Below are 15,196 nucleotides of genomic sequence, written 5' to 3' on the forward strand. Positions count from 1 at the left end.
TTCGATCGCTCCGCCAAGGCCATCGCGATTACGCCGCAGATCCGCGCCGCGCTGGATCTGGATCCGGGCGTGAGCACGCTGTCTCCGCCGGAAATGATCCGGGCGATCCTGCTGGCGCCGGTCGATCTGCTGTGGAACGGCGGTATCGGCACCTACATCAAGGCCAGTACCGAATCGCACGCCGACGTGGGGGACAAATCCAACGACGCCGTCCGGGTCGACGCGGATCTGTTGCGCGTCAAGGTGATCGGCGAGGGCGGCAATCTGGGCGCCACCGCACTCGGCCGGATCGAGTTCTGCAAACTCGGTGGCCGGATGAATACCGACGCGCTCGACAACTCCGCCGGCGTGGACTGCTCCGACCACGAGGTCAACATCAAAGTCCTGCTGGGAGCGGCGATTTCCTCCGGCGAGCTGGCCGCCTCGGACCGCAATGCCCTGCTGGCCGAGATGACCGACGAGGTCTCGGCACTGGTGTTGCGCGACAACATCTCCCAGAACTTCCGGATGGGTCTGTCGCGTTCGAATGCGGCCGCCATGGTGGGGGTGCACCGGCGGTTGATCGCGGAACTGGAGACCCGGCGCGGTGTGGACCGGCAGCTCGAGGCACTGCCCTCGGATGCCGAACTGGACCGGCGCGCCGCGGCCGGTGCCGGGCTGACCTCGCCCGAGCTCGCCAATTTGCTTGCGCACGTGAAGCTTTCGCTCAAGTCGGATCTGCTCGGTGGCGATCTGCTGGACAGCAGCGCGTTCGAGGCGCTGCTGCCGGGGTACTTCCCGACACCGCTGCGGGAACGCTTCGGCGCCGCGATCGGCCGGCATCCGCTGCGCCGGGAGATCCTGGCCACCATGGTGGTCAACGATATGGTCGACTACGGCGGCATCACCTACGCCTTCCGGCTCGCCGAGGAGGCCGGCGCCACCACCGACGATGCGGTGCGCGCCTTCACAGCGGCCGTGGAGATCTTCGATCTGCGATCGCTGTGGGAGCGCATCCGCACCACGCCGATGCCGGCGGCGGCGCGCAACGAGCTGGAGATGGAGACCAAGCGCACCCTGGACCGGGCGGCGCGCTGGCTGCTGACCAACAGGCCACAGCCGATCGCGGTCGGTGCCGGCATCGCGCGCTACCGCGACGGGGTGCGGGCGCTGGCGGCCCGGGTGCCGGCGTGGCGGCCCGGTGCGCTCGCCGACGATCTGATGTCGCGCTCCGGCGGGCCGATCGGTCACGGCGCGCCGCGGGAACTGGCAGAGGAGGTGTTCCTGCTGATCCATCGGTTCCCGCTGCTGGACGTGCTCGACATCGCCGATATCTGTGAACGCGATGCCGACGAGGTGGCCGCGCTGTATTACGCGCTGGACGCCCACTTCGACATCCAGCGCCTGCTGTCCGCGGTGGCCGGACTGGATCGCGGCGATCGGTGGCAGACCCTGGCGCGCTTGGCCGTTCGCGAGGATCTCTACGATTCGCTGCGCTCGCTCACCGCCGACGTGCTGACCACCACGGAACCGGTCGACACCCCCGAGGAGAAGATCGCCTACTGGGAATCGACCAACCGCTCCCGTCTCAGTCGCGCTCGCGCGGCACTCGGGGAGATCTTCACCTCCGAAGCCCACGACCTGGCGACCCTGTCGGTAGCCGCACGCCAGGTTCGGAGCATGGTCGGCAGCGCCGAAACGACGGCGACGGTGCCCAGCTGACCTGCCGGTGGGTTCGGGTGCGCCGCCTGGGACCGGCACACCCGAACCCACTCCGGAACCCGCCGCCGCCCACTCGGTTTCACGAGTGGGCGGCGGCGTCCGCGAATCCTGTGGAGCGCGAGCGGGACTCGTGCCCGCACACGAAAGTATGGACGGCGGAATCCGAATGATGTCGGCCCGCAAGCGAGATCGTCGAGCCGTCAGCCGTGTGGCGGCCGGACCGATGGATCGAGCCGCTCACCGGTCCCAGTGAGCAGCCGCGGCGGCTCACGGGCCGGCGGGGGTGCCGCAGGCGCCGCAGAACCGGGCCGCGGGCGGGAGGTCCGCACCGCATTCGGCGCAGTGCCGCGGGGGAGCGGCCAGCCGGGTCCCGCAGTGCATGCAGAATCGCGCGGTGCGGGGGTTGTCGGTATCGCAGGATGCGCAGGTCACCTGCTCCGAGGCGGCGGCGTCGTCACTCTCGGGCAGTGCCGCCGACGCAGGCGATTCGGCGCTCGAGGCGGCGGCGGGGGAGCCGGTCGTCGCGGAGGCGTCGGCCCCCGCGGGAGTTGTCGGCGGCGGCGAGCCCGAGGTCGTCGACTCCGGTGCGGGTGGCGGTTGCAGGGCCGGTCGGCCCGCGGGCTGACCGAACGGCGACGGCGGGGGCGGCGGGGATTGCTGCGCGGCCCACGGCACCGTCGACTGCTGACCCATGCCGGCAATGGCGTTGAGACCCAGTGCGGCGCCGAGGAATCCACCATCACCGCCGCCGTGTCCCTGCGCCATTCCCTGTCCCGCGCCCAGGGCCATTTCCCCGGCGGCGTAACGCTGGAAGTCGCCGGCGAGCCGGATGTAGGTGACATCTTTGGCGAGTCGTTTGAGCCGCTCGGCGTCCTCCGGTGCCAGGGTGATGTCGAAATTGCCCATGCGCGAGATCCGCATTCCGTACTCGTACAGCGTGAGATTGGTCTGGCGCACCACCGCGGACTCGATCGACTGCAGCTGCGCCGAGAGGCCGAGCACCTGCCAGTCGCCCTGCGAGATGCCGTGCGACACGGTCATCTTCATCGACTTGAGCAGCAAATCCGCGCACCAGGCCTGAACTCCGGCAGGATCGGTGAGATCGGTGGTGCCGACGAGGGAGGTGATCAGTTGCGCGGGATCGCGGACGGACAGGGCGAATTCGCCGAAGACACGCAGCGTCACGATCTGCTCGCTGGCCGGGTCGACGATGTCGTCGAGCCGGCCGCCGAATTTGACGCCCGCGAATTCGCGCGTGGAAACGAAATACAGCTCCGCGCGGTAGAAGTTGTTGCCGGTGACGGTGTCGACCAGCGCGCCCAGCACCGGCAGCTCGTCGGCGTCGACGCGATGGCGCCCCGGCCCCATCGTCGCGACGACCCGGCCGGACTTGACGAACAGTGCGATCTGATCGGCGTTGACGATCGTCCGGCTGTAGCGCCGGATGTTCAGATCGGGCCACTTGTAGACCAGCTGATCCTTGCGACCGTCCGGGACGGCGATGAATTCCCGCTCGAACCAGGCCATATCCTCGCCCTTCCTCGGCCGTTGTCGTTATCCAGCGTACCGATACCTATCGGTATGATCTACCGCCGACCTTGGCGGATGGCATTTCCGTTGTGTTACAACCCATCCCACGTATTGAACGTGCCGTTGAATGACGGTACATTGCCCATAGATATGATCGCCGTCACGTGAAAGGTCCTCCCCCATGACAACTGTTCGACCTCCCTCGGAGGCGACGGCGCCCGCGGACGCGCTGCATGCCGAGGATGCGGGCTATCACAAATCGCTGCGCCCCCGGCAGCTGCAGATGATCGCCATCGGCGGTGCCATCGGCACCGGCCTGTTCCTCGGCGCCGCCGGCCGCCTGCACGACGCGGGTCCGGGCCTGTTCCTCGTCTACGCCGTCTGTGGAATCTTCGTATTCTTCATCCTGCGAGCGCTCGGCGAGCTGGTGCTGCATCGCCCCTCCTCGGGATCGTTCGTCTCCTACGCTCGCGAGTTCTACGGGGAGAAGCTGGCTTTCGGCGTCGGCTGGATGTACTTCTTCCACTGGTGTATGACCGGGATCGTAGACATCACCGCGATCGCGACCTATGTCCACTATTGGGGAGGGACCCGCAGCATTCCGCAGTGGCTCATCGCGCTGATCGCACTGGCGATCGTGGTGAGCATCAACCTGATCTCGGTGCGCTGGTTCGGCGAGCTCGAGTTCTGGGCGGCGCTGATCAAGGTGGTCGCGCTGGTCGCCTTCCTGATCGTGGGTGTGGTCATCCTCGGCGGCCGCTTCGATCTGGACGGCCAGACCACCGGCCCGAGCCTGCTCTCCGCGCACGGCGGTCTGTTCCCGACCGGATTCCTGCCGCTGGTCACCGTCACCACCGGCGTCGTCTTCGCCTATGCGGCGGTCGAGCTGATCGGCACCGCCGCGGGCGAGGCCGAGAATCCGGAGAAGATCATGCCGCGCGCGATCAATTCGGTGATCGCACGGATCGCGCTGTTCTATGTCGGTTCGCTGGTCCTGCTCGGACTGCTGTTGCCCTACAGCGACTTCCACGCCGGCGAGAGCCCGTTCGTCACCTTCTTCTCCAAACTCGGGGTGAACGGCGCCGGGTCCATCATGAATCTCGTCGTGCTGACCGCCGCGTTCTCCAGCCTGAACGCCGGGCTCTACTCCACGGGCCGGATCCTGCGCTCGATGGCGATGAACGGCAGCGCGCCCAAGGTGGCCTCGCGCATGTCGAGTTCCGGTGTGCCCTACGTCGGCATCCTCGCTACCGGCTGCATCGCGCTGATCGGTGTCGGACTCAACGCGATGGTGCCGGACAAGGCGTTCGAGATCGTGCTGAACATGTCGGCGCTGGGCACGATCTTCGCGTGGACGGCGATCATCCTGTGTCAGTTGCAGTTGTGGCGCTGGTCGCGCATCGGCAAGGTCGAGCGGCCGTCGTTCCGGCTGATCGGCGCTCCGTACACCAGCATCGCGACCCTGGTGTTCCTGGCGGCCGTGGTGGTCCTGATGGCCGCCAGCCACGACGACGTGCAGCGCTTCGCCGTGCTGGCCATGGTGTGCGTCATGCTGCCCGCGCTGGTCGCGGGCTGGTTCCTGGCCCGCCGCAAGGTCCTGGCCATGGCCACCGAGCGTCTCGGCTACACCGGTCAGTTCCCGGTGCTGGCGGAGCGTCCGCTACAGAACGAGGCGGCCGAGTCGGCAGCCCAATCCGGGGAGCCGGGATCAGCGCCCGACGCCCAGAAGTAGTCGCTCCCTCCGCCCCGGTACCACCGGGGCGGAGCTGTTCCCGGCCTTGGGAAGCTTGCGAGCGCGGGACCGCGAACGGGGAACGAGAATGAGGCCCCGGTTCATCAGCGGCCTCGGGAGGTTTCTCATGCCGGAGCGACCCGATACGCCACTTCCGCATCCGTGGGCGAATCGCCGCATCCGCCGCAGTGAGGTGCGCGGACCCGATGCGCATCCGTGGGCGACGCGACGCAACGGTGGGACGGAACTCTCGCAGCGACTGCGTGTCGCGGTGGACTCTCCGGATGAACCGTCCGTGCGGCAGGCCGGCGGAATCACTGTCGAGAAAGACGGTGCCGCAACGAGTTTCGAGCCGGACCCGTTCTCCGGGCCGGTGACCGCGGATGTCGAGGTCGACACGCTCGGCACCGACACCGGCTCCGGTCGCAGCGCGCGCTCGCGACCGAGTCCGCGCCGGCTGGGCGCCGGTCTGGTGGAGATGCCGCGGGTGGTCTCGGTGGATCCGCGGGCCGCGGTGCTGGACGACCCGGAAGTGCCCGAGGAGAAGCGGTTCTGCTGGAAATGCAACTCCCCGGTCGGGCGCGCGGGCGACGCGGGCCCCGGGCAGGTCGCGGGGGACTGCGCAAAATGCGCGTCCCCGTTCAACTTCCGGCCGATTCTGCAACCGGGTGAGGTCGTCGCCGGACAGTACGAGGTGCAGGGCTGCCTGGCGCACGGCGGTCTGGGCTGGATCTATCTGGCCGTCGACCGCAATGTCAGCGATCGCTGGGTGGTGCTGAAGGGCCTGCAGAATCCGCAGGATTTCGAGGCGCACGTGGTCGCGCTCGCGGAGCGGCAGTTCCTGTCGGAGGTCGCCTATCCCGGCATCGTGAAGATCTACAATTTCGTCAAGCACCGCGGCCCGGGCCGCGATGTCGCCGACGGCTATATCGTGATGGAGTACGTCGGCGGGCAGTCGCTCAAGCGCGTGCTCGATCAGCGTGCGCCGCAGCGTATTCCGGTGGCGGAGGCCATCGCGTACGTGATGGAGGTCCTGCCGGCGCTGGACTACCTGCATTCCTTCGGATTGTCCTACAACGACCTCAAACCCGACAACATCATGGTCAGCGAGGACGAGGTCAAACTTATCGACCTCGGCGCGGTGGCGGCCATGGAGTCGTTCGGAAGTATCTACGGCACACCGGGTTTCCAGGCGCCCGAGATCACCGAGACCGGGCCCACCGTCGCCTCCGACATCTACACCGTGGGCCGCACCCTGGCGGCACTGGTGATGCAGTTGCCGCGCGACGAGCGCGGCCATCAGCTTCCGGAAATGCCGGAGCCGCAGGCACATCCGCTGCTGGTCCGCTATCCGTCGCTGTATCGGCTGCTGTGCCGGGCCACCGATCCCGAACCGGCCCGCCGATTCCCCTCCACCTATTCGATGTACTGCCAGCTCACCGGCGTGCTCCGGATGGTGCTGGCCACCGACACCGACCGGGAACATCCGCAGGCTTCGGTCGAATTCGGTTCCATGCGCGGCGATTTCGGAATCGAGACGCTGATCGGCCAGACCGACGGTATCGTCGACGGCCGCCACCGGATGCCGACCCTCGACGCGCGCGCGGTGGTGGCCGCCCTGCCGGTTCCGCTGATGGACAGCACCGATCCCAGTGCCGAGCTGATGTCCACGCTGCTGCACGGGGATCCGCGGCACGCGCTGGATACGTTGCGGCGCATACGCGATCGAATCGCCTCCGGGGTGCTGGCCGACACCGGTTCCTTCGAACTCGAGGGTGCCCTCACCGCGGTGCGCGCCCATCTCGATCTGGGCGAGGTGGAACCGGCGCGGGCCCTGTTGCGGGAACTGATGCTCGACTACGACACCGACTGGCGGCTGACCTGGTACCGCGGTATCGCCGATCTGCTCGACGGCGCCTTCGAGCACGCCTACACGCAGTTCGACGCCGTGCACGCCATGCTGCCCGGTGAGATCGCCCCCGCGCTCGCGCTGGCGGCCACCGCCGAACTGGTCCTGCAACATCTCGACCTACCGGCCGATCCGGATCGCTGGCACCGGGCCGCGGTCGACTTCTATCGGACCGTCTGGCGCACCAACCACGGGGTGGTCAGCGCGGCGTTCGGACTGGCGCGGCGACTGGCCGCGGACGGCGAACTGCTCGACGCCGTCGCGGTACTCGACCGGGTACCGATGTCCTCGCGGCACTACGCGCTGGCCCACATGACCGGCGGACTGCTGCTGGTGTCGCGACCGGTGGCGGAGGTGACCGAGGAGGACCTCGCCGCGGCCGCGCAGCGCCTGGAGGCGCTGCCGGAGGAACCGCGGGCCCTGCAGTTACAGGTCGTCGTGGTGGGCGCGGCGCTGGAATGGGTGCGCGCTGGCGGGCAGCCGCGCCGGCCCGAGGCGACCCTGCTGGGCTTCGCGCTCACCGAAGCCGGTCTGCAGCTGGGGCTCGAGACCTCGCTGCGCGCCCTCGCCCGCACGGCACCGGGCCGGCTGCATCGCTACCGGCTCGTCGATCTGGCCAATCAGGTACGTCCGCGCACCCGGTGGTGAACCGGCTCAGGCGACTCCGCGCACCCGCCAGAGCACCACAGCCACCGGCGCCGCGGCGATCAGCAACAGCCACAACCAGTTTCCGGCCGCCCATGCCGCCGCCCCCGCGAACACCGTGATGGCACCGGCCAGGACGGCCAGGGAGGGCAGCGGATTGGCCGGTGCGGGCGCGGCCGGGGGATCGGGGGTGACGGCGGGCAGATCGGTGAACAGCGCTGCCAGCTCGACGCGGGTATCGGCCCGGGTGGCCAGCGCGGTGCGCTCGTCGAATTCGGGCAGGGTCAATCTGCCGGCGCCCAGTTGCTGTGACAATTCCTGCAGTGCGCGCTCTCGCTCGGCGGCGCTGGGGCGCGCGTCCGCCATATCGTCCATGCACAGCAGGATAGGTCCGCTACCCCCGCGGATCGCAATCGAACCGCCAAGGATGGGAACCGGCATGCCGCCGCACACTTTCGATCCACGTATGTTTCAGTGTGGTTTCCTTGATGTATGACGACCCGGACCGAGTACACCATCGACGAGCTCGCGCGTGAGGCGGGGACCACCGTGCGCAGCCTGCGGGTGTACCACGAGCGCGGTGTGCTGCCGCCGCCGCAGGTCAAGGGTCGCACCGGCTTCTACAGCGCCGAACACCTCAACCGGGTGCGGACCATCAGCCGATTGCTCGACCGCGGCATCAAACTCAACGGCATCAAGGAACTGCTCAACGCCTGGGATCGCGGTGACGACCTCGGCGACATTCTGGGTGTCGCGGAGCCCGACGCGTCGTCGGGCGCCGAATCACCGGCCGATGCGACGATCGCCGCGACCGACCTGGCGCAGCGGTTGCGCGAGGTGCCCAACGGACTGGCCCGGGTCGTCGCCCTCGGCCTCTACGAGCCGGTCGACGCCAGCACCTACCGCGCCGCCGATCCGGTGCTGCTGCAGGCCGCCGACCGGCTGGCCGCCGCGGGTGTGCCGGAGCCGGAGATCATCGCCGAATTCGAGCGGCTGGCGACCGAATGCGACCGGATCGCGCGCCGCTTCACGGACCTGTTCCAGCGCACGGTGTGGAGCGGCTTCCAGGATTCGGCGGGCACGCCGGCCGATGTGGCCGGGCTGGCCGCGGGCTCGGAGGCGATCCGGACCGTCCCGGCACAGGCCGGCGCCGAACTGATCGGCCGGTTCGTGGCCCGGTATCTCGATCAGGACAGTGCGCTGAACGAGGCGCTCGCCGACTCCTGAGCGTTCGCCGCGAAATTTCTTCACTCCCATCCCTGGGGATACTTCGCGATATAACGTGCCGTTGTCTAACGGTACATTAATGGTGTGGCCGATACTTACGTCCATCAGCGGCGGAAGTGCACGATTGAACGGAGACACACCGATGACCGCAGCCACCTTTGCCCGCACCACCCGATCCCTGCTGCTGGCCGCGACCGTCGCGGGTGCCGCGGTCGTGGGCCTGTCCGCCGGTCCGGCCGCGGCGCAGGCGCCCGGACCGTACTGTCTGTGGGCCGGCGCCGCCTTCGCCCCAGGGACGCAGGTGCATGCCGGCGGCTGGGCATTCAGTTGCCGCAGTGACCTTTTCGGCGCCGCCCGGTGGAATGCGGACGGTCCGTCCCACCGCGCCGACACCGTGGCCAATCCGGGCGCGCTCGGAAACCCGGCCGGTCGCTTCAGTCCCGGCGCACGCCAGCCGGGCACGTCCTATAACGATTACTGCGTGGGCAATCAGCTGATCGCGGGGACCGAGGATGTGTACGAGGCGGTTCCGGCCTCGGGCGGTCTGTACTGGCGAGCGGCCGGTCCGATCTCCCAGTGGCGTTTCCAGGACGAGGGCCCGGCGCCGACCTGGCGCTCGTCGAGCCTGTGCCGCGACGGCGAACTGCTCTGATCCGGCACCTATAGGTAACGGGCGCCACCTACTTAAGTAGGTGCGCCCGAACATTACCGATGCGCGCCGCCCCCACCGGGGGGAACAATCACACGTCGGCAAGTTACGGCAGATGGGTGAGCGATGGCAGGCGTGACACTGTGGATGCAGATGTCGCTCGACGGATACGCGGAGGGGCCCGACCAGGAAATTCACTGGCCGGTGGTGGACGAAGAGCTGTGTGAGTCCTTCCTGGACGAACTACGGGCGGCCGAAGTGTTCGTCTACGGCCGCAAGACATTCGAGATCATGGCCGCGTTCTGGCCCTATGCCGATGCCGATCCGGCCATCTCGCCGTTCTACGTCGAATTCGCGCGCTGCTGGAAACGCACACCGAAACTGGTGTTCTCCCATACGCTGCGCGACCCGGGCTGGAACACCCGGGTGATCGGTGCGGATCCGATCGGCGAGATCAGCGCGCTGCGGGCGGCCTCGACCGGACCCGTCGTGGTCTTCGGCGGCGCGCAAACCGCCTCGTACTTTCTCGAACACGATCTCGTCGACGAATACCGGCTGTTCGTGCACCCGCTGCTGCTCGGCGGTGGGGTGCCGCTGTTCCCCAAACCGCTGGATACGGCTGGACTGCAGCTGGTGGACATCATGACCTTCGACAGCGCGGTCGTGCAGATGCACTATCAACAGGCCGCGCCGGTCGCGCGAACGGGGTAGTCGCAGATCGCGGTATCGAATCCGGACACGCGACGGGGGCACGGTGGGCTAACTTGTTCCTACTATGTTCCAGCGATCGCGCATCGGTGTACTGCCCGCCACCAGCAGTGAGTTCGTGGGCAGGCTCGCGCAGCGAGAGCGGATAACCGCGCTGATCGCCCGTGGCGCGCGGCTGATCACCCTGACCGGCCCCGGCGGCATCGGCAAGACCAGGCTGGCCATCGAGACGCTGCGCCGCGATGTCGATCTGCCCACGCGCTGGCTGGCGCTGGCGGAACTGGACGCCGAGACCGCGATCGCCGAACTGCGCGAGTTCGCGCCCCGGCCCGACGGCGCCCCGCATGTACTGGTCCTGGACAGCTGCGATCGGCTGGTGACCGCCCTCGCGACCGAGCTCGCGGACCTGCTCGAAGCCGACCCTGCGCTGACCGTCGTGGCCACCAGTCGCGAGCCGATCGGCTGGATCGACGAACAACTCGTCCCGGTGCCCTCGCTGGATCCCGCACAGGCGTTGCGGCTGCTGCGCATTCGCATGGAGCTCACCGGCCGCACGGCCGGCGCCGGCGACGAGGACGACGATATTCTCCGGCGGATCTGTGCGCATATGAGCCACAATCCGTTCGGCCTGCGGCTGGCCGCGATCAGGTTACGGCACCATCCGCCCGCCATCGTGTTGCACGAGGTGAGCGGCGATGCCTACGACCGTCGCCTGCAGTGGTCCGACAGTGCCCGGGTCGGGGTGGAAGCGCGCCATCGCGATATCGGCGCCAACATCGCGTGGTCCACCAGTCGCTGCACCCCGGCCGAATCCATTCTGCTGCAACGGTTGTCGGTCTTTCCGGGTGGTTCCGCGGGCGGCGGAGCCGATCGGGAGGCGATCGAGGCGATCTGTGCCGACGAGGCGTTGCCCGCAGCGTCGATCGAATCGACACTGGACCGGCTGGTGGAACGTTCGCTGGTGATCGTGCGGCTGACCGGTACCTCGGCACGGTGGTATCTCACCGAATGTGTTCGCCTCGTCGCGCGCGCCGAACTGCACCGGCGTGATCCGGTCGAGGCCAATCGGCTCGCGGCCCGGCATCTGCAGCTGCGCCGGCTGGAGGTGCGCCGCGCCGAGGGCTCGGCGCTGCCCCAGCAGCCGTGTGTCGTCACGGCACAACCGCCGGTCGGCGCGGTGGCGGCGGCGCGGCCGGAGCCGGATCGCTGGGGGAGTCTGTCGCGGGCGGAACGTGAGGTGGCGGTGCTGGCGGCCGCGGGCTGGCCCAACAGCGCCATCGCCGTGCGCCGCCGCAGTTCGGTGCGCACGGTCGATGCCCAGGTGGCGATGGTCCGGCAGAAGTTGCAGATCACCTCGCGCGCGGAGATCGCCCGGCATCTGCCCGCCGAGGCCCGGGAGCGGATGCGCAGCGAGGCTTCGGCCCGGCGCGAGACGGCCCGGTCGTGACCACACCGTGGATATCCCAATTCGTCGGCCGGACAGCGGAACTGCGCAGCATCGCCGAACTGCTCGAACCCGGTGGGCCCCGGCTGATCACGCTGCTCGGACCGGGTGGGATCGGTAAGACGACGCTGGCTACCGAGGCTTTGCGCCGGTCCCAGCGGCCCGGTCGCGACCACGTGCTGTGGGCGCGGTTGGCGCGGCTGGAGACCGGCGCCGACGCCGAGGCGGTCGCCGAGGAGATCGTGCGCACCGTCGCACCGACCGCGACCACCGGTCGCAGCGCGGAAGACTGCCTGCTCGAGGCCTTCGCCGCGCTCGGCGCCGCTCGCACCATCCTGGTCCTGGACAACTGTGAACACGTGCTGCATCCGGTGGCGCGCCTGATCGTCGAGCTACTGAGCGTGAATCCGGACGTCACCGTCGTGGCCACCAGCCGGGAACCGATCGGCTGGACCGACGAGCGGCTGGTGCCGGTGCCGCCACTCACCAAAAATCATGCGCTGGAACTGTTCCGGCGGCGTGCCGAACTGACCGGCCGGCCCATCGCCGCGGATCCCGCGACCCTGGAACTGGCCGCCCGGATCTGCCGGCAGGTGGACAACAATCCGCTGTTCATCCGGCTGGCCGCGGCCCGGCTGCGCTACCGGCCACTCGCCGAGGTGTTGCGCGATCTCACCGACACCGACTCCGAGGCGTGGATGCACTGGTCGTCGGGTGTGCGGGCCGGCGCCGACGAGCGTCATCGCAACGTCGGTGACGTGATCGCCTGGTCCTACGGGCTGTGCACCGACGCCGAACGCCTGCTGCTGGACCGGATGTCGGTCTTCGCGGCCGGATTCGACCCCGGTGACGAGGAAACCCGCAGCGGCGGTATCGAATACAGCGCGGTGGCACAGGTCTGCGCCGACGAGGCGTTGCCCGAGCCGGTCATCGCCGCCACGCTGGAGCGACTGGTCGAACGGTCGCTGGTGTCGACCCGCATGACGGCCACCTCGGTGCGCTATTTCCTGCCCGAGAGCGTGCGGGCGTTCGCCCGCCTCCGGCTGCAGGAGCGACCGGACGGTTCGGCCTCACCGTCCGGCATGCCTGCCCGCCATCGCCGCTACTTCCGTGACAAAGTCGTCGCCGGACAGGCGATGTGGTACGGCCCCGACGAGATGGAGTGGATCGACTGGGTCCGCGGGGCATGGAACGACGTGCTGCTCGCGGTGGAGACCAGCCTCGGCGATCCGGCCGAGGCCGTGATCGGACTCGAGATCGCCACCGTGGTCATGGCATTGCGGGTGTCGTTCCTCACCGGCACCAACCGCGCGGTCGCCGGGCTCACCGAACGCGCCCTCGCGGTGATCGGCGACGATCCGGCCTTGTCGTCGCTGCGGATCACCGCCAAGGCCCTGATCGGCTGGATCGCGGTGTGGCAGGGCCGATTCGACTACACCTCCCGCCTCCTCGGCGAATGTGCCGCCGAATGTCTCACCGATCCCGTGCTGCGCCGGGAGTGGCGGGAGCACACCGCCGACGACATCGGCCTGCCGGCCCAGGTCGAATTCACCTGGGGACTGGAACTGTTCCTGATTCGCCTGGACCTGCGCTCGATCGAGGTGTTGTCGCGCGCCCGCCGGAAGTTCGCGGCCGTCGGCGATCGCGGCGGCACCCAGCGCAGTGATCTGTTCACCGTGCTCGCGGCCGCCAGCCTGGCGACCCCGGAGGTCGCTGAGCGGGTGGTGCGCCGCCATCTGCACGACGCGGCGAAAACCGATGCGCCGTGGGCGGTTTCGTGGGCCGAGTTCGCGGAACTGGTCGCCACCATCCGCCACGGCGACCCCGCGGACGCCGTGCGCCGGGGCCGGGCGGCGGTGGCCGCGCATCTCGATCGCGGAGATACCTGGACCGCGGGCTGGATCATCCATTTCTGCACCGTCGCGCTGGCCACGATCCTGTCGCGGCGTATCGAATCCGGCGCGCGCCCGGACGAACTCGCGGCGGCCGCGCGGGAGATCGCCTACCTGCAGGGCGGCACGGCCGCGCTGCATCGCTCGATGGGGATCGCCTCGGACCGGGTTCCGCTGGTGGTGGAGGGATCCTCGGCGGCGCGCGCGGCCGCGACCGCGGTGCTCGGGGCCGAGCGTTACGCCGCCGCGGTGCGTCGCGGTGGGCGGATGCGGCCGCAGGACAACGAGTTGCAGCGGTATTTCCTCGGGCGGCTGGACATCGTCGAGGACGCCGACGTAGGCCCGGACGACGCGCGATGGCAGGAACTTTCACCCGCCGAACGCGATATCGCGATTCTGGTGGCCGCCGGTTGGACCAACAGTGCGGTCGCGGTGCGCCGCGGGACGTCGGTCCGTACGGTCGACGCCCAGGTGGCGACCATTCGCCGCAAACTCGCGGCCGCGGACCGCTCGGCGATCATCCACCGCATTCCCGGTGAACTGCGCGATCGCGTGCGTGCCGAATCGCGACAGCCACCGGGACGCCCGCGCCGCACCTACTGACCCGACGTCGTTCGACTCCGGCTGTCGCTCAAGGCTTTCAAGGCACGGTCGACGTCGTCGGAATCGTTGTGGACGTGGAACGACACCCGCAGCGCACCCGCTCGGGCCGTGGTCACCACCGCGGCCTCGGCCAAGGCGTCGGCGGCGGCCGCGGCGCCCGGAATCGACACGATCGGCGCGCGTCCGGGCACGGGCGTGAAGCCCAGGTCGTCCAGTCCGGCGCGGAAGCGGTCGGCCAGCGCCAGATCGTGGGCCTGAATCGCCGGAATCGTCAACTCCTCCAGCAGTTCCGCTCCGGCCAGCGCGCCTACCACACCCAGCCAATCGGGCGTGGCGTCGAAGCGCCGCGCGGTATCGGCAAGTCGTTGCGGCGCATACATTTCCGCCCAGCGATCGGCGGCCGCGTACCAGCCCGGCGCATGCGGGCGCACCCGCTCGGCGATATCCGGCCGGATCGCCAGCAGCCCGACACTGCGAGCGCCGAGCAGCCATTTGAAGCTCGCGCACACCCAGATGTCGGCATCGGCGAATCGCAGCGGCAACCAGCCCGCCGCCTGCGAGACGTCGAACAGCAGCAGCGCGTCGTGCGCCGCGGTGGCCTCGCGCAACCGCGCCGGATCGACGGTCCGGCCGTCGGCGGACTGGACGAGACTGCAGGCCACCAGCGCGGTATCCGGTCGAACCTCCTCGGCCAGTCGCTCCAGTTCCACCGTGCGTACCCGCAGATCTCCGCGGTAGCGGAACGGATTGGGTACGGAGGCGAAATCGCCTGCGGCGACCAGCACTTCGGAGCCGGGGGCGAGTGCGGCCGCGGCCGGGCCGATGAGCGCGGCGGCCGAATTGCCGATCGCCACATCGGCTGCCGTCGCGCCGTCGAGGATGCGGGCATAGGCCGCGCGCAGCCGATCCACCCGATCGTCGTAGCGCGAGGGTGCGCGATGCCCGCTCGCCCACCCGTCGAGAACTTCACGCACCGCGGTGAACGCGCGGGCCGGCGGAATGCCGTACGAGGCGGTGTCGAGGTAGGTGGTGTCGACCGCGAATTCGTGGCCGGCCAGAGCGGGAACATACGCCGAGGAGGTCATGAGGCCATGGTCGCGAGCGAGTGGCCCGCCGGTCCATAGCCACCCGAGGCTCGCTGGACCGGTCGAAGGTG

General features: G+C 69.1%; 11 protein-coding genes. 8 read left to right on the plus strand and 3 right to left on the minus strand.

The window, feature by feature from the left end; all coding sequences use genetic code 11:
- A partial coding sequence (locus tag NE2_RS26995; protein ID WP_167356787.1) for an NAD-glutamate dehydrogenase domain-containing protein occupies positions 1 to 1,701 on the plus strand: 1,701 nt, incomplete at its 5' end.
- 267 nt (positions 1,702 to 1,968) lie between these two features.
- On the opposite strand, the gene NE2_RS27000 is transcribed toward NE2_RS26995, so the two are convergent.
- Positions 1,969 to 3,228 (minus strand): SPFH domain-containing protein, encoded by a 1,260-nt coding sequence (locus tag NE2_RS27000; RefSeq protein WP_063030623.1) that lies wholly within the window; start codon positions 3,226 to 3,228, stop codon positions 1,969 to 1,971.
- 184 nt (positions 3,229 to 3,412) lie between these two features.
- Here NE2_RS27000 and NE2_RS27005 point away from each other — a divergent pair, with 184 nt between their 5' ends.
- Together NE2_RS27005 and NE2_RS27010 are read left to right on the plus strand one after the other, a co-directional pair.
- Positions 3,413 to 4,963: an amino acid permease gene (locus tag NE2_RS27005; RefSeq protein ID WP_063030626.1), complete on the plus strand. Its 1,551-nt coding sequence runs from the start codon at positions 3,413 to 3,415 to the stop codon at positions 4,961 to 4,963.
- A 127-nt stretch (positions 4,964 to 5,090) separates the two neighbouring features.
- Positions 5,091 to 7,520, plus strand: coding sequence for a serine/threonine-protein kinase (locus NE2_RS27010; protein WP_063030628.1), 2,430 nt, complete (start codon positions 5,091 to 5,093; stop codon positions 7,518 to 7,520).
- A gap of 6 nt (positions 7,521 to 7,526) precedes the next feature.
- Here NE2_RS27010 and NE2_RS27015 read toward each other — a convergent pair whose 3' ends face one another.
- Positions 7,527 to 7,892: a DUF1707 SHOCT-like domain-containing protein gene (locus NE2_RS27015; RefSeq protein WP_036524529.1), complete on the minus strand. Its 366-nt coding sequence runs from the start codon at positions 7,890 to 7,892 to the stop codon at positions 7,527 to 7,529.
- Positions 7,893 to 8,009: 117 nt separating this feature from the next.
- Between NE2_RS27015 and NE2_RS27020 the strand changes: the two genes are divergently transcribed.
- The 5 genes from NE2_RS27020 to NE2_RS27040 all read left to right on the plus strand — a co-directional run bounded on the left by NE2_RS27020 (position 8,010) and on the right by NE2_RS27040 (position 14,040).
- Positions 8,010 to 8,744: a MerR family transcriptional regulator gene (locus NE2_RS27020; RefSeq protein WP_063030629.1), complete on the plus strand. Its 735-nt coding sequence runs from the start codon at positions 8,010 to 8,012 to the stop codon at positions 8,742 to 8,744.
- Between the two features lie 142 nt (positions 8,745 to 8,886).
- Positions 8,887 to 9,396 (plus strand): hypothetical protein, encoded by a 510-nt coding sequence (locus NE2_RS27025; RefSeq protein ID WP_063030631.1) that lies wholly within the window; start codon positions 8,887 to 8,889, stop codon positions 9,394 to 9,396.
- Between the two features lie 123 nt (positions 9,397 to 9,519).
- The gene (locus NE2_RS27030) at positions 9,520 to 10,104 is read left to right on the plus strand and encodes a dihydrofolate reductase family protein (RefSeq protein ID WP_030515447.1); all 585 of its coding nucleotides are present in this window, start codon (positions 9,520 to 9,522) and stop codon (positions 10,102 to 10,104) included.
- A gap of 64 nt (positions 10,105 to 10,168) precedes the next feature.
- Positions 10,169 to 11,548, plus strand: a complete 1,380-nt coding sequence (locus NE2_RS27035; protein WP_063030633.1) for a LuxR C-terminal-related transcriptional regulator — start codon at positions 10,169 to 10,171, stop codon at positions 11,546 to 11,548.
- The gene (locus NE2_RS27040; RefSeq protein WP_063030635.1) at positions 11,545 to 14,040 is read left to right on the plus strand and encodes an ATP-binding protein; all 2,496 of its coding nucleotides are present in this window, start codon (positions 11,545 to 11,547) and stop codon (positions 14,038 to 14,040) included. The genes NE2_RS27035 and NE2_RS27040 overlap by 4 nt, the downstream gene beginning before the upstream one ends.
- On the opposite strand, the gene NE2_RS27045 is transcribed toward NE2_RS27040, so the two are convergent.
- A complete protein-coding gene (locus NE2_RS27045; RefSeq protein WP_063030636.1) occupies positions 14,034 to 15,125 on the minus strand; it encodes an aminotransferase class V-fold PLP-dependent enzyme in 1,092 nt (363 codons plus the stop codon). The genes NE2_RS27040 and NE2_RS27045 overlap by 7 nt on opposite strands.
- Positions 15,126 to 15,196: the final 71 nt, after the last annotated feature.

It is taken from the genome of Nocardia elegans NBRC 108235, assembly GCF_001612845.1.
Lineage (GTDB): Bacteria > Actinomycetota > Actinomycetes > Mycobacteriales > Mycobacteriaceae > Nocardia > Nocardia nova.

What these genes read in the sequence shown, in the direction of transcription:
- NE2_RS27035 (WP_063030633.1), top strand. Translation starts at nt 10,169, where the DNA reads ATGTTCCAGCGATCGCGCATCGGTGTACTGCCCGCCACCAGCAGTGAG.
- NE2_RS27000 (WP_063030623.1), bottom strand. Translation starts at nt 3,228, where the DNA reads ATGGCCTGGTTCGAGCGGGAATTCATCGCCGTCCCGGACGGTCGCAAG.
- NE2_RS27045 (WP_063030636.1), bottom strand. Translation starts at nt 15,125, where the DNA reads ATGACCTCCTCGGCGTATGTTCCCGCTCTGGCCGGCCACGAATTCGCG.
- NE2_RS27010 (WP_063030628.1), top strand. Translation starts at nt 5,091, where the DNA reads ATGCCGGAGCGACCCGATACGCCACTTCCGCATCCGTGGGCGAATCGC.
- NE2_RS27030 (WP_030515447.1), top strand. Translation starts at nt 9,520, where the DNA reads ATGGCAGGCGTGACACTGTGGATGCAGATGTCGCTCGACGGATACGCG.
- NE2_RS27005 (WP_063030626.1), top strand. Translation starts at nt 3,413, where the DNA reads ATGACAACTGTTCGACCTCCCTCGGAGGCGACGGCGCCCGCGGACGCG.
- NE2_RS27015 (WP_036524529.1), bottom strand. Translation starts at nt 7,892, where the DNA reads ATGGACGATATGGCGGACGCGCGCCCCAGCGCCGCCGAGCGAGAGCGC.
- NE2_RS27020 (WP_063030629.1), top strand. Translation starts at nt 8,010, where the DNA reads ATGACGACCCGGACCGAGTACACCATCGACGAGCTCGCGCGTGAGGCG.
- NE2_RS27025 (WP_063030631.1), top strand. Translation starts at nt 8,887, where the DNA reads ATGACCGCAGCCACCTTTGCCCGCACCACCCGATCCCTGCTGCTGGCC.